Consider the following 21,261-nt stretch of genomic DNA (forward strand, 5'->3'; position numbering starts at 1 on the left):
TTGACTGTTTCGGCTGCTAAAATCTCACCGTACAGAAGCCCGAAGGGCTTTTTTCGTCATGCGTGTATTCGGATGGACTAGGGAAGGACGGTGATCGCAGATGCTTTCGGAACGTAGGCAGCGTGTGCTCGAAGCGCTTATCGAAGAGTACGTGGCCTTTGCCCAGCCTGTCGGATCCCGCACCCTGGTCGACCGCTATAAGCTCGGGGTTTCTCCCGCTACGGTCAGAAACGAGCTATCGGTTCTGGAAGACGAAGGCTACATCCGTTCGCCCCACACCTCCGCGGGGCGTATTCCCACCGATGCGGGCTACCGCGCGTTCGTCGATGAGCTGCTCGAACGCGAATACGGCACCGATGTAGACGGCTCCACCTTCGACGAGCTGCGTTCGGCGGCCACGGCGGTGGACGAGCTTATGGACCAGACGTCCGCGGCGCTGTCGCGGCTGACGGACTGCCTGTCGGTGGTGCTTGCGCCATCGGTCATCGGTGTGTCGGTCAAGCAGGTGTCCTTGGTGTCCATGACGCCGCATCGCGTTTTGGTGGTCGTCGTGACCGACGACGGGCAGGTGTTCAACCGCACGGTCGAGTTCAACGAGGAGATTCCCTCCGACGAGCTGGCCCACCTGCAGAATGCCATAAACGGCCTTGTGAACGGAGCGAACGTTTCCGACATGCGCAAACGCATGTCCCAGGTCGACTCCGAAACGCTTGCATCGCCTTTGGCCCACGCCATTATCGAGGAGATCATCCTCTGTATCAACCAAGGCGACGCGTCCCGAACCCATCGTCTGGGGCTCTCGTCGCTGCTCCGCAAACCCGAATTCAGCCACGCCCAGACGGCCTTGCCCGTCTTGCAGGTGTTGGAGGACGACACGGTGCTCATGCAGATGTTCGACCGGGCTCTTGCCGACACCGCCAAGGAAGACCTCAAGGTCAGCATCGGCCGCGAGAACGGTACGGAGGAGCTCTCCGGCGTATCGGTGGTCGCAGCCCAGTACGGCACGGGTGCCGGCAGTGGCATCGTCGCCGTCATCGGGCCCACGCGCATGGATTATTCAACTGTCATACACGCTGTGCGCGCTGCGAAAAACGCGCTGCGTGATTTGTAGGGTAGAAAGGTACTCGCTTCATGGCTCAGGATTTGTATGAGGTTCTAGGCGTTTCCAAGAACGCCACAGATGACGAGATCAAGAAAGCGTTCCGCAAGAAGGCCCGAACGCTGCATCCCGACGTCAACAAAGAGCCCGATGCCGAAGAGAAGTTCAAGGAGCTTAACGAGGCATACGACGTGCTTTCCGACCCCTCGAAGCGCGCCCAGTACGATCGTTTCGGCACCATTCCGGGTGCTGCGGGCGGAAGCGCAGGCGGCGGATACCAGTACATGGACCTTGACGACCTGTTCGGCATGGGGGATTTGTTCTCGAGCTTCTTCGGCGGCGCTGCAGCTGGCGGCCAGGCGTCTGTGCGACGCGAAGGCCGCGACATGGGTGTTGGTCTGCGCCTTACGCTTGAGGAAGTCGCCACGGGCGCCAAGAAAGAGATTGTGTACGATCGTCTGGCACCCTGCGATACCTGCGGGGGCTCCGGCATGGGCGAGGGCGGACACGAGGTCGAATGCCCCGACTGCCACGGCCGTGGCCGCGTGGTTACGGTCCAGCGCACGTTCCTGGGTGACATGCAGACTGCATCCACCTGTACCACCTGTGGCGGCACCGGCCAGGTCATCGACCATCCTTGTGAGGAGTGTGAAGGCCAGGGCCGTATTCCCGACCGCCAGCATGTCACCGTGGAGGTGCCTGCCGGCATCCGCGAGGGCCAGCAGCTGCGCGTGGGCGGATTCGGCGAAGCGGGCATGCACGGCGCTCGCCCCGGCGACCTTATCGTCACGTGCCGCATCAAACCTCATGAGTTCTTCGAACGTGAAGGGGACAACCTGCACGCGCGTGCCAACATCAGCTTTATTCAGGCCATCCTGGGTGCTGACATCGAAATCGACGGTATCATGCCTGATGAGAAGGTCAAGGTTCATATCCCTGAAGGCTGCCAGAACGACCAGGTCATCCGCGTGCGCAACATGGGCATGCCTCGCTTGCGCAGTGATGCCCGCGGCGACATGCTGGTGCATGTGGGCGTGGTCATCCCCAAGAAGGTGTCCAAAAAGCAGCGCGAGATGCTTGAGAACGTCGCCCGCGAGTTCGGCGAGGAAGTAGCCGCGCCGCGCTCGCCGTTGCAGAAGCTGCGCGATGCCTTCAACTAGGTTCCATGTCGTCAACCTGGGTTGCAGGGTCAACCGGGTTGAAAGCGATTCTTTCGCGGCATCGCTCGTCGCCCATGGCGGCGAATCGGTCCCCGTGGAAGACGCCGACCTCGTCATCGTCAATACCTGCACTGTCACAGGCGAAGCGGAAAAGAAGACCCGCAAGGCCGTGCGTCGCGTGCTGCGTGAAAACGCATCGGGCACCGTGGTGGTTACCGGGTGCGCCGCCGCCATCGACCCGGATACTTACGGCAACATGGACAGCCGCGTAGTCGTGGTTCCCAAGGGGTCTATGGCTGCGTACGTGTCTCATGCCGTGTCGGGCGAAAGCCCCGTCGCCGTGGCCGAAGGCGGAGCGGTGGGGTCGCTGTTCGGCGACGAGTTCCGCATGGGGGAGGATTTCCCGACCCGCGTGGGCATCAAGGTCCAAGACGGCTGCAACAACGCCTGCACGTTCTGCATCGTGCATGTGGCCCGAGGCCGTGCGTGGTCTCGTCCTTATAAAGATGTGGTTGCCGAAGCCGGCGAATATGCGCGCCGAGGTGTGCGGGAAATCGTTCTGACCGGCATCAATCTGGGAGCTTACCGGACGGAGGATGCCGATCTGGTCCGTCTGCTGGACGGCCTGCTCGAAGCGGCGCCGAATACGCGGTTCCGCTTGTCCTCGGTCGAGCCGCATACCCTCTCGGATGACTTCATCGGATTGATGGCCGCCTCCGACGGACGCATCTGCCGACATCTGCACCTGCCTCTCCAGTCGGGTTCGACGAAGGTTCTCAAGGAGATGGCGCGGCCCTATACGGCTCAGGATTTCATGGGGTTGGTGGACCGTATGTATGAAGCGGTGCCGAGCCTGTCGCTGTCCACGGACGTCATCGTGGGTTTTCCCGGCGAGACGGAACGGGACTTCCAAGACACCTGCGATGTAGCGCGGGCCTGCCGGTTTTCCAAGATGCACATCTTCAGGTACTCCATGCGTGCGGGTACCCCTGCCGCATTGAGGTCAGACCAGATATCGCCCGAGGTGAAAGCCGAGCGGGCTGCAAAGCTGGATGCGATCGAACATGAACTGTGCGCACAGGATCTGGCCCGTCGCAAAGGGACGTGCGAGTTGGCGTTGGTGGAGACCGACGGAATTGCCACAACCGAGAGCTATCATTCGGTTGCAGCGCCTGTACAATCGCAGGTAGGCGATTTGGTTCCCTATATCTTCTAGGAGGCAAGATGGTCGACCAGGTTGAACATGAGGGCCGGCAGCTCAAGAGCAACAACAACCTGCTGAAGTCGTTCGGCTATGCTTTTGCGGGGCTGAAGGTTGCCGCCCAGGAGCGCAATTTCAAGATCGACCTGGCATTCGCTGTGTTCGCCCTGGTCGTGTGCGGAGTGTTGCGGGTCGATGCGCACGGCTGGCTCGCGGTCATCCTGTGCATCGGGGCGGTGCTTTCCCTCGAATGCGTCAACACGGCCATCGAGGCAGCCGTCGACCTGGCCAGCCCCGACATCCATCCTCTGGCCAAACGCGCCAAGGACTGCGGAGCTGCAGCACCCCTGATAGCCGCCATGATATCGGTCGTCGTAGGCCTGTTCGTTTGGATTCCCGCGCTTATCGAGCTGCTGCAAGGTTAGGGCTTATATATGAATATCATCGTTGATGTGCTGCATGGCGAAGACCTGGTCTCGCAGGTCGATGTGGAACGTCTGGCCGAATACGTGCTGACCCAGGAGGGGTGTCCCGAAAACACCGAGGTCAGCATCACCTTCGTGGATGACGAGGAGATTCAGCGGCTGAACCTCGAGTACCGGGGCATAGACAAGCCCACTGACGTGCTGTCCTTCGAATGCGACGGTTACGACGACGAGTTTGACGATGGCGATGCCTACGAGGATGCGGGCGTGCCTGATGACGAGCCGTTTTTGCTGGGGGATATCATCATCGCCACCGATGTGGCCAACGCCCAGACGGCGCAGTTCCACACCACGCCTTCCGAGGAGCTCCATGTGTTGCTGGTGCACGGGCTTCTGCACCTCAACGGCTGGGACCATGTCCATAGTGACGAGGAGGCCGAAGAGATGGAGGCCCGCGAACGCGAGCTGCTGGCGGGCTACGGGCTGCCAGGCATCCGATGATGCCGCGAATGTGAAACCGTCGCGGTTTTTAAGGATGCTGCGTTTCATCAGGGCTTGAAGGTCCGTATAATGAGCGGGCTTCGTAAAACGGCGGCTTCTGTAGAGGATTGTCGGCTGATGGGGCAGGACGTCGATTCCGTCACAAGGGCTACACACATCGAAAAAATGTTGCACCTGCTTGCCGGTTTAGGGTATACTATCAAATCGCGTCTTTAGCAGTTTACTTGCAGTATGCAAATGAGGTTATAGAAGGAAACGAACATGGATATCATCCGCGCACTCGAGCAGCAGCAGATCAAAGAAGTCACCGACTTCAACGTCGGCGACACGGTCAAGGTTCACTATCGCATCGTCGAAGGCAAGAACGAGCGTATCCAGGTCTTCCAGGGTGTGGTCATCAGCAAGAAGGGTGAATCCAGCCGCAAGACCTTTACCGTTCGTAAGATCAGCTTCGGCATCGGTGTCGAGCGCGTCTTCCCCCTGTATTCTCCCAAGATCGACAAGATCGAGGTTGTGCGTCAGGGTTCCGTCCGTCGTGCAAAGCTCTACTACCTGCGCAACAAGGTGGGCAAGGCTGCCAAGATCAAGGAGAAGCGTTCCAACTAAATCGCTTCCGCGTGTATGTTCGAAAGACCGCTTCGGCGGTCTTTCTTCGTATGGGGCCTCAAGGGTCCGTCCAGATGAAAGGTGGGGCCATGCGTACCGTGGCCGAGATTCGCAAGGCGTTGCAGAACGCCGATGAAGAGCAGTACGAGGTGCTGTCGCGCGCTTTGGTGGCCGATGAGCGCAAAGGGGTGAAGTCGGCGCTGGCTGCAGCCCGAAAGCGTCTCGATGCTCAAGCCGCAGAGGCTCTGCGGCTTGAAAGCATGTATGCGACGGCGTCTGCTCTGGCCGGGGGCGGATTGGCCATGGGTCTTGACGAAGTGGGGCGGGGACCTGTCGCCGGCCCCTTGACGGTCGCCGCTGTCGTTCTGCCAGACGCACCCCGGATCGAAGGGCTGAACGATTCCAAGCAGGTGGCGCCTGCTGCCCGCACCCGCATGGCTGAAAGCATCAAGGCCTGCGCATTGGCCTGGGATATCGAATTCATCGAACCTCACGACATAGACGCTTACGGCATGTCCGCCTGCTTGAGGACTGCGTTTGGGCAGGCCATCGCCGCGATAGACGAGCAGTTGTCTGGCGTGGCCGCCGTGCTTCTGGACGGCAACCCGTTGCATATCGATCCCCGAGAGCGAAACATCATCAAAGGCGATGCGAAGTGCGCCCCGATTGCTGCGGCATCCATTATCGCGAAGGTCGAGCGGGATGCGCTCATGTGCGAATATGCCAAGGAGTACCCGCAGTACGGGTTCGACTCCAACAAGGGGTACGGCTCGGCCGACCATATCGAAGCCATCCGCACGTACGGCCTCACCCCTGTCCATAGGGCGAGTTTCTGCCATGCGTGGGCTCAGGAATCGTTGTTCTGATACGTTCCTATTTGAAATACGATCACCAGGGAATCAGGCTCGAATAGAGTTTTCGGGCCTGATTTCTGTTGTGAAGGGAGGAATCAAGGCTGGGTTCAGACCGAGGCAAGGCTTGCGTCAGACTTGGTTAGAACGTCAGTTCAGACGCAGCTCAGATTCGGTTCAGGTTTTACATAATCCCAGCTCAGGTTTTACATACAGTTTGGCAAGGTTTCTTCGGTACCGTGGTGTGCACGCTCTGCAAACGCAATGTTTAGAAATGGAGGATGCATAATGGACAACATGGTATACGGGAAGAACCCGGACGAGCCTGCAGAGGTCGAGCCGCGCCATGTGGTGACCGAAGAGGTTGATGAGGAGTCGTTCGGAAACGACGAACCCTTCGGTCCCTATCGGCTTTCGCGCGAGATGGATCCCAAAGAGCTGGGACGCAGGGGAGAGGCCTGCGCTTGCATGCTGCTGGATTACAAGGGCTACGAGATTCTTGAGCGGAATTGGAAATGCCCGGCGGGAGAAGCGGACATCATCGCGATCGATGAGAACGGGACGCTGGTGTTCGTCGAGGTCAAAACCAGACGAGGGGTGGAAAACGGCCTTCCTGAAGAGGCAATCGGTCGTGCCAAGCGGGCGCGGTACGAGAAGATTGCGGCGTACTACCTGTCCCAGTACACGGGTCCCGATACCGCATTGAGGTTCGACACGATAGCCTTGTTGGTGATGGACAACTACCGAGCCCTGGTCAGACATATCGTCAACGCGTTCGGGCAGGGGGATTAGCATGCAGCGCCGCTGTTCGGTGCAGTCCGCCGCGCTGGTGGGCGTCGAGGCCATTCCTGTGCACGTGGAGGTTGTGGTCATGAGCGGCCTGCCGGGCATCTCCATAGTCGGAATGCCCGACGCCGCTGTACGCGAATCGCAGGAACGGGTGAAATCCGCAATCAAGGCAAGCGGCTTCACCATGCCTGGAGACAAGATCGTCATCAACCTGGCACCCGGATCCATCCGAAAAACCGGGGCAGGGTTCGACCTGCCCATCGCATGTGCGATTCTCGGAGCCACAGGGCAGGTGGATCCGCGGGTCATGAGCTCGTTTCTCCTGGTGGGTGAGCTGTCTTTGGGAGGGAAGGTCCGTCCTGTGCCCGGCACGCTGCCCTGTGCGCTGCTGGCCCGTCATCTGGGGCTGAAATTCGCGGTGCCGGCAGATGCCGAAGACGCCGTGCCCCTGGAGGGCTTGGACCAGCGCCAGATAAAATCCTTGGGCGAGATGCGCTTATGCGATTTGCTGCCCGCTCATTTCAAGGAGCCTGGTCAGGCGCCTCCACTCTTGGACTTCTCGGAGATCCACGGTCATGCGGCAGCCAAGCGCGCGATGCAGATCGCATCGGCAGGAGAGCACGGCATTCTGCTCATGGGCCCTCCCGGCTCAGGCAAGACCATGCTGGCCCGCGCCATGCCTTCCATCCTTCCACCTCTAAGCGAGTCGGAAGCCTTGGAGGCGGCCGCCATCCACTCGGTGGCCGGGGAGCCGGTCGACGGGATTCTTGCCGGTATGAGGCCCTTCAGAAAACCGCATCACTCGACGAGCATGGCGGGACTTGTGGGAGGGGGAAGTCCTGTGCGGCCTGGCGAGATATCGCTTGCCCACAAAGGGGTACTCTTTCTGGATGAGATCGCCGAATTCAAGCCGGCGTCGTTGCAGGCGCTGCGCCAACCCATGGAGGCCGGGTCCATCTCGGTCACGCGCGTCCATGGCAATGTGGATATGCCTGCAGAGTTCATGCTGGTGGCGGCTTCGAACCCGTGTCCGTGCGGCTATTACGGCGACCCTGAGAAGCCCTGTTCCTGCAGTGAGCAGGCAGTCAGACGATATCAAAACAGGATAGGCGGACCTTTGCTGGACCGCATAGATATGCATGTGGATGTGTGGCGCACCGATCCTGGAACCATTCTCAGCAGCAGCTCGGAGGAGCTGACGTCCGCCCGTCTGCGGGAGGGCGTGATGACCGCCCGATCGTTTTCGTCATGGCGCCACGAGCATTTAGGGGATGCAGAACGCACCCGCAACGTGCAAGAGCTGGTTGCGTCGTGCCGTATGACACCTGCCTGCCGGTCGCTGTTGGAGCTGTCGGCCAAGACCCACCACATGTCAGGGCGTGGCATCTCCCGTGTGCTTGCCGTGGCGCGCACCATAGCCGATTTGGAGGAAAGCGAAACGGTGTCCGACGAGCATATCCTGGAAGCTTTGGGGTTCCGCATGAGAAAGGGGGCGTGACTATGGCGTCGGCAGTTGTTCAGGTTCGACGGCTTACGGGCCCGCGAAGCAAGCTGTCTTTGGGCGAAGAGGGGTTTCCTGCCGCTTTGCAGAGTATCCCGCATCCGCCTAAAGAGCTGTACGTGGTGGGTGATCCAGGCGCTTTGCGTGAAGGATTGGCGGTGGTCGGCGCCCGAAAGGCCACGCCTTATGGAAAAAACGCGGCTTCGCTGTTCGCCGGCATGGCCGCCCGCCATGGCGTGGTGGTCGTCTCCGGAGGAGCCAAGGGGTGTGACGCTGCGGCGCATCGGGCGGCCCTCGAGGCGGGCGGAACCACCGTCTGCTTTCTGGGCGGAGGCTGCGACATGCCCTATCCGGTTGAGAACTTCGACCTGTTCCAGCAGGTGGTCGATGCCGGAGGGGCGGTCGTGTCCGAACATCCTTGGACGTTTCATCCCAAACCCTACACCTTCAGAACGCGCAATCGGCTCATTGCAGGGTTGGCGAAGGCTACCTTGATTGTGGAGGCGGGGCTTCCCAGCGGTACGTTCTCTACGGCCGATGAGGCGTTGTCGGCGAACAAGGATGTCCTGGTGGTTCCCGGGTCCATCTTCTCGGCCACATCCAAGGGGGCCAACCGCCTGCTGCATCAGGGTGCGACCCCTGTGGTGGACGAGGAGACCTTCGACATGCTGCTGCAGTCGCTGTTTCCGCATTATCTTCCGGATGTGGGGCAGCAGGCCCATCTGCCGCTGTTCGGCAACGTGTCGGCAGCGAGCTCGGTTGCGACGCGCAAGCTCGAAGGCCTGTCGCTGGAGGTGTTCAGGTCCTTGGAGGCGAACCCCATGCGTATGGATGAAATCATCGAGAAGTGTTCGGAAGGCGTCGGGCAAGGTCCTCAAGGTATCGTGAAAGCCATCGCTGAACTCGAGGCCAGAGGGGTGGTCGAACGGTATCCTGATGGACGTTTCGGGCCGCGTTGACAGGCGGGGTCAATCAGGGCACGGTGCTGTGGTATGCTCGTGACATGAATAAAACAGTTGACATCATCGGCGCCGGTCTTGCCGGCAGCGAAGCCGCCCTCCAATTGGCGCAGCGCGGCGTGCATGTGCGTCTTTTCGAGATGCGCCCCCAGGTCAAAACGCCTGTCCATAAGACGGATGGGTGTGCCGAGCTCGTGTGCTCGAACTCGTTGAAAAGCATGAAACCGCAAAGCGCCGCCGGCATGCTGAAGTCGGAGCTGAAGGCTCTTGGAAGCAATCTGATAGGGTTCGCCTACGATTCCAAAGTCGATGCTGGCGGGGCTTTGGCGGTCGACAGGGATGAGTTCTCCCGTTTGACGACCGAGGCCGTGCGCAACCATCCGCTTATCGAATACGTGGTGGGGGAGGTCGCCGAACCTGATTTTACCGACGGCGCAGACGCTGTGGTGCTGGCCAGCGGTCCTTTGACTTCCGATGCGTTGGCTGCGTGGGTCTCTGAGAAAACGGGCAGCGAGAACATGGCGTTCTACGATGCAGCCGCTCCCATAGTGATGGCGGATTCCTTGAATATGGACGTCCTGTTCAGGCAGTCCCGGTACGAGGATGAAGCCCCTGGCGACTATCTGAACGCACCGTTCACTCGAGAACAGTACGATGCGTTCATCGACGAGCTGGTGGCGGCCGACCGTGTCATCCGACGTGATTTCGAGACGAAAGACCTATTCCAAGCATGCCAGCCCATCGAGGAGATCGCCCGCAAAGGGCATGACGCTCCGCGTTTCGGAACATGCAAACCTGTGGGTCTTACTGACCCCGCAACGGGTCGTCGTCCTTGGGCCGCCGTGCAGCTTCGTGCAGAAAACGCGCAGAACACCGCGTACAACCTGGTAGGATTCCAGACGAATCTGACGTTTCCCGAGCAGAAGCGCGTTTTCAGCATGATTCCGGGTCTCGAGAACGCCGAGTTCGTGCGATACGGCGTCATGCATCGCAACACGTTCATCCAGGCGCCGGGCCTGGTGGAGCGATCCCTTCGTTTGAAGGTGGAAACGCCAGCGCCTGTGTTCGTGGCGGGCCAGCTTTCGGGCACCGAGGGGTATTGCGAGGCCATCATGTCGGGCCTGATGTGCGCTTTGAACGTATATGCGCTGCTGAACGGCATCGAGATGCCCGCCATGCCTGAGACGACCGCTTTCGGGTCGCTGCTTGCCTACGCAACAGATCCTCAGACCGAGGATTACCAGCCCATGCACGTGAACTTCGGCATCCTGCCGCCTCTCGAGCACCATGAGCGGAATAAGAAGCTTCGTTACGAGCAGTATGCCCAGCGAGGCGGCCAGGCCATGGAGGCGTACGTCGAGAAGCTTCGTGAATCGGGGCTGATGGAGCGCGTCCATGTCTGATGTCGATGCTGCCCGGAGCGAAGCCGACCTCGCCATTGACGACGTATATCTCAAACATGTCGATGATTATTGTCTCGAGATGGCCCAGGTCAAGAATGCATCGGCCCATACTGTGCGAAATTACCGGATCGACCTGCTTGATTTCGGCAGGTGGGCTGTGCGCTGCCATGTGGATCCCATGCGTATCACCTATAGGCAGGTGCGCCGCTACCTCGGCGAGCTGACGCAGGCGCAGTATTCCCGCAAAACCATCAACAGAAGGCTTTCAGCCATAAAAGGGCTGTTCAGATGGATGAATCTGACGGGTGTCATCGATTCTGACCCCGTAAGCGTTATCCAAGGCCCGAAGTCCGCCAAAGGACTCCCCAGAATGATTCCCGCATCCGATATGGGCAGGATTCTCACGGTATACAAAGACAGCGACGACCCGGCCGACATGCGCAATCAGGCTATCCTCGAGTTCCTGTACGCCTGCGGAGCCCGTATATCCGAGGCCTCGGGGCTCATGCTTGCTGATGTGGATTTCGACGCTAAGCAGGTGAAGGTATTCGGCAAGGGGAGCAAGGAGAGGATTATTCCCCTGCACGACATGGCGGTTAAAACCATGAAATCCTATGCGTGGCGCGCCCGCCCTGTTCTGTTGAAGGGAAAGCCCAACGAGTTCTTTTTCGTGTCGACCCGGGGAAATCGCATGGGTCCGGACGCTATGCGCAAAATGTTCAAGAACACCCTGATCATGGCAGGGGTCGACACATCGTATACGCCCCACGACATGCGGCATACTTTCGCCACCGACCTGGTCGAAGGGGGAGCGGACTTGAAAAGCGTCCAGGAGATGCTTGGTCACGAGAGCCTTTCGACGACGCAGATCTACACGCATCTGTCGGTCGACCATTTGAAGCAGGCCGTCCATCAGGCTCATCCCCGCGGATAAAATTGCCATCTCGGCTTGATTTTGCGAACATATGTACTATAATACGAACAGACGTTCTTAAACCTTGGCTGGATTCGTCCTAACCGTGCATCTGCGGGACACCCATTTCGAAGTCAAGGAGGCTTGCATCATGTTCAAGAATCAAGACCACACGTATTTCCACCATCTTCCTACAGTTCGGGAAGAACTGTCCTTTGCTGAGATGGAATACCTTGTCAGAGCGGTAAAATCTCCACTTGTCGCTGACGACAGCTGGGTTTCGTGCGTCCCTGAAAGCCCGCTGCCCGACCTGTCAGAGGATGACATCGCTGATTTCATCCGGAAGGTGCGTTTGCTGCATCTCGATTGGGGGTCCCATGTTTCTGAGCATGAGGCCTGTGGATTGCCTACGGTCATGAGCTCTGACGGGCAGCATGCATATCCGTGTATGGTTTTTGTGCCTGTCGAGCGGTTCGGTTACACCGAAAGCGGCATGCGTTGCGGTTTCGGGTCGGCATACGTCGGCTTCGACGAGGTGTTCGGTTCTGCCCGTGTGAGTGCTCTCTTGCGGTTGGCGTCCCAGACGAGCGATCTTGACGATGCGGGAGGTGAATGCCTGAAGAGCCTGCGGGATTGCTGCTCTGTGCCTGTTGGTGGGGTGACGTCTGCGGAGGTTCCGTGGCATCTCATTCTGGAATCGCGAATCTGGTACGGCGTACGCAGCAGCAGGTTCGAAAGGGCGGCTCTGCTTGCGTCCGTCTTGCGGAACATGACGGCGTTCGGAATTGATGAGACGTCGGCCTCATCTGCAGCTGAACGGTGGGTCGAAGATTCCTCGGCCGAATGCGATGTTTCCGATGACGTTGTCGTCAGGGATTACCGATTCGATGACGACAGCGATCGGGCCGTGTTGGAATTAAGCGGCATAATGGAGCGCGTCTTTGATGTGAGGCGGTTCGAAAACCAGGCCGATTTGGCAAGCGCCCTTGCCTGGGTGAACGCTGATCCGGATGCATTCGATGTGGTCTGCTCGGCCCTTGCCGGATAATGGTGCTTCCATCGGCATGGGGTGCATCTTCCTAGATGTGAGTTCTGGTGGGGTACAATGCTCATTTGCTGAATAGGTTTGAATTGGAGTGTGATGGTTTTGGCAAGCGAGAACATCGTTATTCGCGGAGCCCGTGAACATAATCTAAAAAACGTCGATGTGGACATTCCTCGTGACAAGCTTGTGGTCATCACTGGCTTGTCCGGAAGCGGAAAGTCCAGCCTTGCGTTCGATACCATCTTTGCTGAGGGACAACGCCGATACGTGGAAAGCCTTTCTTCGTATGCACGCCAATTCTTGGGCCAGATGGACAAGCCCGATTTGGATCGTATTGACGGGCTGTCGCCCGCTGTCGCCATCGACCAGAAAACCACTTCTCGAAATCCCAGGTCGACGGTGGGCACGACGACGGAGATCTACGACTACCTGCGTCTTCTGTACGCCCGCATCGGCATTCCGCATTGTCCTGAGTGCGGTCGAGAGATTCGTAAGCGCACCACTGATCAGGTTGCCGACGAGGTTTTGGAGCTGGGTGAGGGCAAGCGCGTCCTCATCCTTGCTCCTGTTGTCGTGGGTCGTAAGGGCGAGCACACGAAAGTTTTCGAGGACCTTCAGAAAGAGGGATTCTCGCGTGTACGCATCGACGGAGAGGTCCAGCGACTTGACGGCACGCCTATAAAGCTCGACAAAAAGTTCAAGCACACCATCGATGTCGTCGTCGACCGCATCGTGCTGAAGGATTCTGCCATCGGACGTATCGCCGAGTCGATTGAAACAGCAACCAAGCTTGCGGATGGCCGAGTCGTCGTGCATGTCATCGACGAAGAGGATGCTGCTGCCGATGCACAGAAGAGCACCCCTGGTTTTTCGACCATGTCTGCCGCCGATCATTTCTACTCTCTGGCGTTGGCGTGCCCTGAGCACGGTCACTCCATGGATGAGCTTCAACCTCGTGATTTCAGCTTCAATGCTCCTTACGGTGCTTGTCCGGACTGCTCTGGCCTCGGCAGCAGGGAAGAGGTCGACCCCAGCCTGATGATTCCCGACCCCTCGCTGTCTTTGAGCCAGGGCGCCATCGCGCCTTTCGTGTCGGGCAACTACTACCCCCAGGTCTTGGCGGCGGTGTGCAAACATATGGGACAAGACGTGGACACTCCTTGGGAGGATCTGCCCAAAAAGACGCAGAACGCTCTGCTGTTCGGTCTCAAAGGCGAAAAGGTCCGCGTCGATTACCGTACCGTGGATGGCAGGGAGACATATTGGTTCATCGATTGGACGGGCGCCATCGATGCGGTCATGCAAAGGTACCGCGATGCCCAGTCCGACGCCCAGCGCGAGAAATACGGAAAGTACTTTGCCACCATTCCTTGTGCGACCTGCGGTGGAAAGCGCCTGAAACCCGAGATTCTCGCGGTTACCGTCGGCGGCAAGAGCATCGACCAGGTTTGTGAGATGAGCGCCGTCGAATGCCTTGACTTCTTCAACGGAATCGCGCTTTCCGAGCGAGAGGCCGTCATCGCCACGGCCATCGTCAAAGAGATTCGAGCTCGTCTGCGGTTCTTGGTGGATGTGGGGTTGGACTACCTCACCCTTGAGCGCGCAACGGCCAGCCTATCGGGTGGCGAGGCCCAACGCATCCGTCTTGCTACGCAGATCGGGGCAGGCCTCATGGGGGTTCTCTACATCCTGGACGAACCCTCCATCGGACTGCATCAACGTGACAACGAGCGGCTTATCGCCACGTTGGAGCGCCTACGTGATTTGGGCAACACGGTTATCGTCGTCGAGCATGACGAGGACACCATCCGTTCTGCGGATTACGTCATCGACATGGGCCCTGGCGCAGGCGAGAAAGGCGGTTATCTGGTTTCGGCGGGAACGCCCGAGGAGGTTGCCGCATGTGAGAAGAGCATTACAGGTGCATATTTGCGTCGTGACAGCGTTATTGAAGTGCCGAAAAAGCGCCGCAATCCGAAACGCGGCTCCATCAAACTGGCGGGCGCCAAGGAGAACAACCTCAAGAATGTGACGATCGATATCGAAATCGGAACGTTCACCGTGGTCACGGGCGTGTCTGGAAGCGGCAAGAGCTCGCTTATCACCGATACGCTGGCCCCTGCCTTGGCAAACCGTCTTAATCATGCCCATAAGCGCACGGGCGCGTACCGCAAGCTCAGCGGCTATGAGGAGCTGGACAAGATTATCGATATCGACCAGAGTCCCATCGGGCGTACGCCCAGGTCGAATCCGGCGACGTACATCGGTCTTTGGGATGACATCCGCGCGTTGTTCGCCTCGACGCCCGAGGCGAAGGCCCGCGGCTATGCCCCTGGCCGGTTCAGCTTCAACGTGAGCGGCGGCCGGTGCGAGGCATGCAAGGGTGATGGCCAGCTTAAGATAGAAATGCATTTCCTGCCTGATGTATACGTGCCATGCGAAGTATGCGGTGGTAAACGCTACAACCGCGAAACGCTTCAGGTGACGTATCGCGGCAAGAACGTTTACGACGTGCTCGATATGACGGTGGATGAGGCCTTGGAATTCTTCAAGAACATTCCCGGCCTGTCCCGTAAGCTGCAGACGCTGCATGATGTGGGTCTCGGCTACATTCGCCTCGGACAGCCTGCCACCACGCTTTCGGGCGGCGAGGCGCAACGCGTGAAGCTCGCAAGCGAACTTCAGCGCCGTCAGTCGGGCAAGACTATCTACGTGCTGGACGAGCCCACGACCGGTTTGCACATGGAAGATGTTAAACAGTTGCTCGAGGTGCTTCAACGCCTGGTCGACTGCGGCAACACCATGCTGGTAATCGAGCACAACCTCGATGTGATCAAGTCTGCCGACCGAGTTATCGACTTGGGTCCCGAAGGCGGCGACCGCGGCGGTACTGTGGTGGCCAAGGGCACGCCTGAAAAGGTCGCCAACAACGAAAACAGTCATACAGGCAGGTTCTTGAGGTCTGTGCTTGGAATGTAAGAGGATTGACGGTTTCGGCGCGTGCAAACGCTGCCGTCAGTATGCGGTGATTTCCCTTTGGCGGGGGCTTCCGCGGAAAGCGATGGTTGCATGATTGAGGTTCGGGCTTATACGCAAGAAGATGTGGCCGGGATGGTCGAAGTGTGGAACGAAGTCGTGGATGCAGGCATTTCGTTTCCTCAGGAAAAAGGCCTGACGGTAGAAGAAGGGGCCGCTTTCTTCGGCGAGCAGACGCATTGCGCCGTTGCCGTGGAAGACGGGGTTGTTCTCGGGCTCTACATTCTGCATCCCAACAACGTCGGACGCTGCGGTCATATCGCCAATTCAAGCTATGCTGTACGTGCGAATCGGCGTGGAAAAGGCATCGGGCGAATGCTCGTGTCTGACTCTTTGAGGATGGGGCGCGAATGCGGATTCCGTATTTTGCAGTTCAACGCCGTGGTAGCCACGAATGCGGGCGCCCGTCATCTGTATGAGAGTCTGGGCTTCAAGCAACTGGGCACGATTCCGGGAGGCTTCCACATGCCGGACGGTAGCTACGAGGACATCTGCCCGTACTATCACGAGTTGTAAAAGACCCGTTGTGGGCGGAGGATTCGGAAAACGGCTCTTAGACCCGCATGATATGCGGCATAAGGCTGTTTCCAAGAGAATCTGACAGGAGTTGTTCATGAAAGCAAGGTTCGTGCATCGTTGCACCCATGTGCTCGACAAAGAGGCAACGATAGCGTTTTACGAGAAGGCGCTCGGATTTCGTGTCGTGCGTGAAAAGGGGCCAGAAGACGGGTCGTGGACCAATACCTTCATGGTGAATGACGAGTCCCCGTTTGAGCTCGAACTCACGTGGAACCGCGGTTATACGGAGCCATACGAGAACGGCGGCAAAGACACGCATATTGCATTCCGTGTGGATGACTATGACGTATACCATGCGTTGCATGATGAAATGGGCTGCATCGTTCGCGAGAACCCTCGCATGGGTCTGTATTTCATTACCGACCCGGACGGTCAGTGGATTGAGATTCTGCCCGAGCAATAGATGCTGCCGATTGCGGGCTGCCACGAGTTCGCAGGGTTGCTGCAGGGTCTGTTGCCACGTATGGGGGTGTGCTTCGGCGCCTCCAAAGAGGCTTGCGGTCCAAGGCGGTTTGGCAAGTCGGACGGCTCTGTCGCGTCTTACCCATGATTTACGGTGCGCCAATGCGGCATCGGCTGGCGACGTTGACGTGCTGGGCTTCATAAATAGGATGGCACGAGGGATGCTCTGGTCGCAGATGGAGGAATCAATGCCTGTTGACATGTCTCGGCATTTCACGTTGCCGCAGCTCATACGATTTACTCTTCCCACCATCGGCATGATGCTGTTCATGTCGCTCTATGTGATGGTGGACGGGTTCTTCGTCTCGAACTGGTGCGGCCAGACGGCACTTGCGGCCGTGAACTTCGCGTATCCCATTCCCATGATTCTGGGCACGTTGGGGTTCATGTTCGGCACAGGCGGCAGCGCCATCGTCGCAAAGACGCGAGGCGAGGGGGACGACGCCCGCGCGAATCGGCAGTTTTCCTTGCTGGTGTACGCTGCCATCGTTGCTGGTGCGGCATTCGCTGCGCTGGGTGTGTTGTTGCTACGTCCCTTGCTTGTGGCGCTGGGTGCGCAAGGGGAAATGCTCGATCTATGCATGGTTTACGCCATGCCTCTCGTGATGGGCGTGCCTGCAACGGTTCTGCAATACCTCTTCCAGGAGCTATTGGTGACGGCCGGTAAGCCTGAGCTGGGGTTCGGCGTAACGGTTGCCGCCGGATTAACGAACATCGTGGTCGATGCCGTTCTTATCGCACTGCTTGATTTTGGTGTGGTCGGTGCTGCAATCGGCACCATTGCCGGCGAGGCTGTGGGTGGCATCATCCCGCTCGTCTACTTCGCACGACCCAACAAGAGTTTCTTGCGGCTGGGTCGCACGAACATGGACTGGAGGATGTTGGGGCATGCGTGTGTGAATGGGTCGTCTGAGATGGTCTCAAACATCGCTATGTCGTTGGTTTCCATGGCCTACAACGTGCAGCTTCTCGTGTATCTGGGGGAGTCGGGGGTGGCGGCCTATGGCGTCATCATGTACGTGGGCATGGCGTTCGTCGCCGTGTTCATGGGCTACGTTTTCGGGTCGTCTCCTTTGATGAGCTTCCAATACGGCGCCAACAACAGAATAGAGATGCGCAGTCTCTTCCGTAAGAGCCTGCTGTTCGTCTCGATCTGCGGTGTGGCCATGTTCATAGCCACCCGAGTGTTCGCACGCCCGTTGGCGCTCGTGTTCGTGGGCTACAGCGAAGGCCTTGCCGAGCTTACCGTGCACGCGATGCTTCTGTATTCGGCGTCGTTGCTGATTGTCGGCTTCAACATGTATGGATCGGCGTTGTTCACAGCGCTTGGAAACGGCCTGGTGAGCGCCATCATTTCGTTTGTTCGGACGTTGATTTTCGAAATCGGCGCCGTGTTTTTGCTGCCGACGCTTTTCGGAGCTGACGGCATATGGGTGTCGGTAGTGGTGGCGGAGGCTGCGGCACTTGTGCTCACCACGACATGCATCCTGGTTCTCGAACCCCGGTACGGTTACATCCGCACAGACGCGGATGTCTCTAAAAGAAGCGGCAACAGCTCTGATGGACATGTTTAGAGGCTGTGCCAACTCTGACGTGCGCATAAAGAAAGGGCCGGGGAAGAACCCCGGCCCTTGAAACGATCTATGGGTCTGGGCTTAGACGATGCCCTGAGCCATCATGGCGTTGGCGACCTTCAGGAAGCCTGCGATGTTGGCGCCGGCAACGTAGTTGCCTTCCAGGCCGTATTCGCGGGCAGCATCGTCAGCGGCATGGTAGATGTTCTTCATGATGCCCTGAAGCTTGCTGTCGACCTCTTCGAAGGTCCAGCTCAGGCGCTCGGAGTTCTGGGACATCTCCAGACCGGAGGTGGCCACGCCACCGGCATTGGCAGCCTTGCCAGGGAAGAAGGCGACGCCGTTCTCCATCAGGTAGGTGGTTGCATCCGGCGTGGTGGGCATGTTGGCGCCTTCGCCGACAATCTTGCAGCCGTTGGCGACGAGCTTCTGGGCGTCTTCCAGATGCAGCGTGTTCTCGCGAGCGCAGGGCAGGGCGATGTCGCAGGGGACGCCCCACACGCCGCGGCCGTCTTCGGCATGGTATTCGGCGTTCGGACGCTCGTCGGTGTACATGGCCAGGCTCACGCCCTTGTCATGGCCGGAGCGCTTCGCGGCGTAGATGTTCTCGAGGATCTTGTAGTCGATGCCTTCTGCGTCGTAGACCCAGCCCTTGGTGTCGGAGCAGGCCACAACCTTGCCACCGAGCTGGGTGGCCTTCTGGATGGCATAGATGGCCACGTTGCCGGAGCCATGGACCACAACGGTCTTGCCCTCGAAGCTGTCGTCGTGGCAGCGCAGATATTCGTCGGTGAAGTAAACCAGGCCGTAGCCGGTTGCCTCGGTGCGGGCCAGGGAGCCGCCGAAGGGCAGGCCCTTGCCGGTCAGAACGCCGGTGAACTCGTTGCGCAGACGCTTGTACTGGCCGAACATGTAGCCGATCTCACGGCCGCCAACGCCCAGGTCGCCGGCGGGAACGTCGGTGTCGGGACCGATATGGCGGGAGAGCTCGGTCATGAAGGACTGGCAGAAGTGCATGATTTCGTTATTGGACTTACCCTTGGGGTCGAAGTCGCTTCCGCCCTTGCCGCCGCCCATGGGCAGCGTGGTCAGGCTGTTCTTGAAGACCTGTTCGAAGCCCAGGAACTTCAGCATGCCGAGGTAGACCGTGGGGTTGAAGCGCAGGCCGCCCTTGTAGGGGCCGATGGCGGAGTTGTACTCGACGCGGAAACCGCGGTTGACCTGGACCTTGCCCTGGTCGTCAACCCACGGAACGCGGAACTGGATGACGCGCTCAGGCTCGACCAGGCGCTCGAGCAGGCCGGCCTCCTCATACTCGGGATGCTTCTCAAGAACGGGATCGAGGGTTTCGAGAACCTCGGTAACGGCCTGGATGAATTCGGGCTCGTTGGCGTTCTTCTCCTTCACCTGTTCGATGATGCGCTCTGCGTACGTCATGTGTCCTCCTCGGGCGTGTCTGGTCGAAACCCACTATTCAATCGTCGGTTCGACCGTGAATGAATCTGGCGTTAGACCAACATAGAGTTGTTTTGTTTCAGACGTGTTACGGAATTCCCTTAAAGGCGAAAAAACGGAAAATTACGGTTATTCGCCAGCTTGGTTACCGTTCAGAAGCCGCTGGTATGATGGGGCTGCAGAAAGCAAACGCCATCGCGACGTCGAGCATAGCTGCCGACGAGAAAAGGGGGATGACAATGGGATTCTTTGAAGACTTGAGCGCAACCGTCAACCGCGGACTGGACGATGCCAGCCGCATGGCCGACAATGCCGGCGCGAAATTCAAGCTGGCAGAGGCAAAGCGCCGTCGCCGCGAAGCCATGGCCGACTACGGCGAGAGCATGTTCGAGGCCTACTCGCAGGAGCCGACGTTCGCGCAGGGTAGGGAAGAGCTCATCGCGGCCGTTGCCAAGATCGATGAGGAAATCGCCGCCATTCAGGCGAAGATCGACGAGAACGAACGCCGCACTGCCGAGAAGAAAACGGTGCTCAGCTGCCCGACCTGCGGTGCCACGTTGGCCGAAGGTGTCAACTTCTGCTCGAACTGCGGAACCGCCATCGCCTACGAGCCGCCGGCGGAGCCCGCGCAGCCTGTGGAGCCCCAGCAGCCCGCCCAGCCCCAGCAGCCTGCGGCAACCGTTGATTTCGAGGTTGTGGACAATCCCGAAACGCAGGCATAGTCGATTTGGTACACTCCTGATTCTGAACGTAGCGCGGCATGGCTTCGGCCATGCCGCTTCAGTAGAGGGGTTTTCACATGCATGTTGAGATTTATAGCGACGGGTCGTCGCGCGGCAATCCAGGTCCCGGCGGGTACGGGTCGGTTCTGCACTACACGGACGCCCAGGGCCAGCTGCATGTGAAGGAGCTTTCGCAGGGGTTCGTGACCACGACCAACAACCGCATGGAGCTTTTGGGCGTCATCGTGGCCCTTGAGGCGCTGAAGCGGCCCTGCTCTGTGGATGTGTATTCTGACTCGCAATACGTGGTGAAGGCTTTCAACGACCACTGGATCGACGGCTGGTTGAAGCGCGGATGGAAGAACTCAAAAAAGGAACGCGTGAAGAACCAGGACCTTTGGCGGCGTTTGCTGGCTGCCAAAGCGCCGCATCAGGTGTCTTTCCATTGGGTGAAGGGCCATGCGGGGCATCCTGAGAACGAACGGTGCGACCAGCTTGCCACCGAGGCCGCCGACGGTTCGGGTCTGATTCTCGACGAGGGCTTCACCTCCGAAGACGTTTAGAGCCTTTTGAAACGGCCTTTCGGCCTCTGATTCTGCATATGACTACCACTTCCGATTTGTTTTGACCCTTTACGGTTCAAAAGCCGTTTTCGTCTGCGTTGAGTATCATTTGGCGGTAGGATTTCCATGTCTGATGATCAAGCGTTTTCTGGGAACGTTTTCTAAAGCAAGGTATTTTCGAAGCGATGCGTTTCCGCAGCGCCATGCCTTGCCTGTATTGAAAAGGAGGTGCTTTGTGACCGAGGCCGACACAGCGAGTCCGTCAGAGACGAGCGATGTAACCGAGAAGGTCCTTTCAGAAGAAGAAGCAGACTTCCTTGTAAACTACCTGGCCGGTCTCGTCGAAGAAATCGGCGATTCAGAGCCGACAAACACCGCAGGTCGTTTCGCCACGGCGGTTTCAGAGGAATAGTTGCA

General features: G+C 58.8%; 21 protein-coding genes. 20 read left to right on the forward strand and 1 reads right to left on the reverse strand.

Features of this window, described 5'->3' with window-relative positions:
• Positions 1-100 precede the first annotated feature (100 nt).
• From hrcA to SHEL_RS05135, 17 genes are all read left to right on the forward strand, one after another.
• Positions 101-1,111 (forward strand): heat-inducible transcriptional repressor HrcA, encoded by a 1,011-nt coding sequence (gene hrcA, locus SHEL_RS05055; protein ID WP_012798171.1) that lies wholly within the window; start codon positions 101-103, stop codon positions 1,109-1,111.
• 20 nt (positions 1,112-1,131) lie between these two features.
• Positions 1,132-2,259, forward strand: coding sequence for a molecular chaperone DnaJ (dnaJ, locus tag SHEL_RS05060; protein WP_012798172.1), 1,128 nt, complete (start codon positions 1,132-1,134; stop codon positions 2,257-2,259).
• Positions 2,246-3,475 (forward strand): tRNA (N(6)-L-threonylcarbamoyladenosine(37)-C(2))-methylthiotransferase MtaB, encoded by a 1,230-nt coding sequence (mtaB, locus tag SHEL_RS05065; protein WP_012798173.1) that lies wholly within the window; start codon positions 2,246-2,248, stop codon positions 3,473-3,475. The genes dnaJ and mtaB overlap by 14 nt, the downstream gene beginning before the upstream one ends.
• 8 nt (positions 3,476-3,483) lie before the next feature.
• Positions 3,484-3,885, forward strand: coding sequence for a diacylglycerol kinase family protein (locus SHEL_RS05070; RefSeq protein WP_012798174.1), 402 nt, complete (start codon positions 3,484-3,486; stop codon positions 3,883-3,885).
• Between the two features lie 9 nt (positions 3,886-3,894).
• Positions 3,895-4,386 (forward strand): rRNA maturation RNase YbeY, encoded by a 492-nt coding sequence (gene ybeY / locus SHEL_RS05075; RefSeq protein WP_012798175.1) that lies wholly within the window; start codon positions 3,895-3,897, stop codon positions 4,384-4,386.
• A gap of 261 nt (positions 4,387-4,647) precedes the next feature.
• The gene (gene rplS, locus SHEL_RS05080) at positions 4,648-4,992 is read left to right on the forward strand and encodes a 50S ribosomal protein L19 (protein WP_012798176.1); all 345 of its coding nucleotides are present in this window, start codon (positions 4,648-4,650) and stop codon (positions 4,990-4,992) included.
• An 89-nt stretch (positions 4,993-5,081) separates the two neighbouring features.
• The gene (locus tag SHEL_RS05085; protein ID WP_012798177.1) at positions 5,082-5,858 is read left to right on the forward strand and encodes a ribonuclease HII; all 777 of its coding nucleotides are present in this window, start codon (positions 5,082-5,084) and stop codon (positions 5,856-5,858) included.
• Positions 5,859-6,131: 273 nt separating this feature from the next.
• The gene (locus SHEL_RS05090; protein ID WP_012798178.1) at positions 6,132-6,635 is read left to right on the forward strand and encodes a YraN family protein; all 504 of its coding nucleotides are present in this window, start codon (positions 6,132-6,134) and stop codon (positions 6,633-6,635) included.
• 1 nt (position 6,636) lies between these two features.
• On the forward strand, positions 6,637-8,130 hold the full coding sequence (locus SHEL_RS05095; RefSeq protein WP_012798179.1) for a YifB family Mg chelatase-like AAA ATPase: 1,494 nt from the start codon (positions 6,637-6,639) through the stop codon (positions 8,128-8,130).
• A gap of 2 nt (positions 8,131-8,132) precedes the next feature.
• The gene (gene dprA, locus SHEL_RS05100) at positions 8,133-9,092 is read left to right on the forward strand and encodes a DNA-processing protein DprA (protein ID WP_012798180.1); all 960 of its coding nucleotides are present in this window, start codon (positions 8,133-8,135) and stop codon (positions 9,090-9,092) included.
• 44 nt (positions 9,093-9,136) lie between these two features.
• Positions 9,137-10,495 carry a methylenetetrahydrofolate--tRNA-(uracil(54)-C(5))-methyltransferase (FADH(2)-oxidizing) TrmFO gene (gene trmFO / locus SHEL_RS05105; protein WP_012798181.1) on the forward strand — a complete coding sequence of 453 codons (1,359 nt, stop codon included), beginning with the start codon at positions 9,137-9,139 and terminating at the stop codon, positions 10,493-10,495.
• Positions 10,488-11,429: a tyrosine recombinase gene (locus tag SHEL_RS05110; RefSeq protein WP_012798182.1), complete on the forward strand. Its 942-nt coding sequence runs from the start codon at positions 10,488-10,490 to the stop codon at positions 11,427-11,429. The genes trmFO and SHEL_RS05110 overlap by 8 nt, the downstream gene beginning before the upstream one ends.
• 130 nt (positions 11,430-11,559) lie before the next feature.
• Complete coding sequence (locus SHEL_RS05115; RefSeq protein WP_012798183.1) at positions 11,560-12,456, forward strand: hypothetical protein; 897 nt, start codon at positions 11,560-11,562, stop codon at positions 12,454-12,456.
• 93 nt (positions 12,457-12,549) lie between these two features.
• Entirely contained in the window at positions 12,550-15,432 is a 2,883-nt protein-coding gene (gene uvrA, locus SHEL_RS05120) for an excinuclease ABC subunit UvrA (RefSeq protein WP_012798184.1), read from the forward strand.
• A 90-nt stretch (positions 15,433-15,522) separates the two neighbouring features.
• A complete protein-coding gene (locus SHEL_RS05125; protein WP_012798185.1) occupies positions 15,523-16,005 on the forward strand; it encodes a GNAT family N-acetyltransferase in 483 nt (160 codons plus the stop codon).
• A 97-nt stretch (positions 16,006-16,102) separates the two neighbouring features.
• Positions 16,103-16,471: a VOC family protein gene (locus tag SHEL_RS05130; RefSeq protein ID WP_012798186.1), complete on the forward strand. Its 369-nt coding sequence runs from the start codon at positions 16,103-16,105 to the stop codon at positions 16,469-16,471.
• Positions 16,472-16,718: 247 nt separating this feature from the next.
• Entirely contained in the window at positions 16,719-18,104 is a 1,386-nt protein-coding gene (locus SHEL_RS05135) for an MATE family efflux transporter (protein WP_012798187.1), read from the forward strand.
• 81 nt (positions 18,105-18,185) lie between these two features.
• Here SHEL_RS05135 and gdhA read toward each other — a convergent pair whose 3' ends face one another.
• Complete coding sequence (gene gdhA, locus SHEL_RS05140) at positions 18,186-19,541, reverse strand: NADP-specific glutamate dehydrogenase (protein WP_012798188.1); 1,356 nt, start codon at positions 19,539-19,541, stop codon at positions 18,186-18,188.
• A gap of 257 nt (positions 19,542-19,798) precedes the next feature.
• On the opposite strand from gdhA, the gene SHEL_RS05145 reads away from it, so the two are divergent.
• From SHEL_RS05145 to SHEL_RS15080, 3 genes are all read left to right on the forward strand, one after another.
• Positions 19,799-20,281, forward strand: coding sequence for a zinc-ribbon domain-containing protein (locus tag SHEL_RS05145; protein WP_169304503.1), 483 nt, complete (start codon positions 19,799-19,801; stop codon positions 20,279-20,281).
• Between the two features lie 77 nt (positions 20,282-20,358).
• On the forward strand, positions 20,359-20,844 hold the full coding sequence (gene rnhA, locus SHEL_RS05150; RefSeq protein ID WP_012798190.1) for a ribonuclease HI: 486 nt from the start codon (positions 20,359-20,361) through the stop codon (positions 20,842-20,844).
• A 133-nt stretch (positions 20,845-20,977) separates the two neighbouring features.
• Positions 20,978-21,256: a hypothetical protein gene (locus SHEL_RS15080; protein WP_126513752.1), complete on the forward strand. Its 279-nt coding sequence runs from the start codon at positions 20,978-20,980 to the stop codon at positions 21,254-21,256.
• Positions 21,257-21,261: the final 5 nt, after the last annotated feature.

The organism is Slackia heliotrinireducens DSM 20476 (assembly GCF_000023885.1).
GTDB classification, from domain to species: domain Bacteria; phylum Actinomycetota; class Coriobacteriia; order Coriobacteriales; family Eggerthellaceae; genus Slackia; species Slackia heliotrinireducens.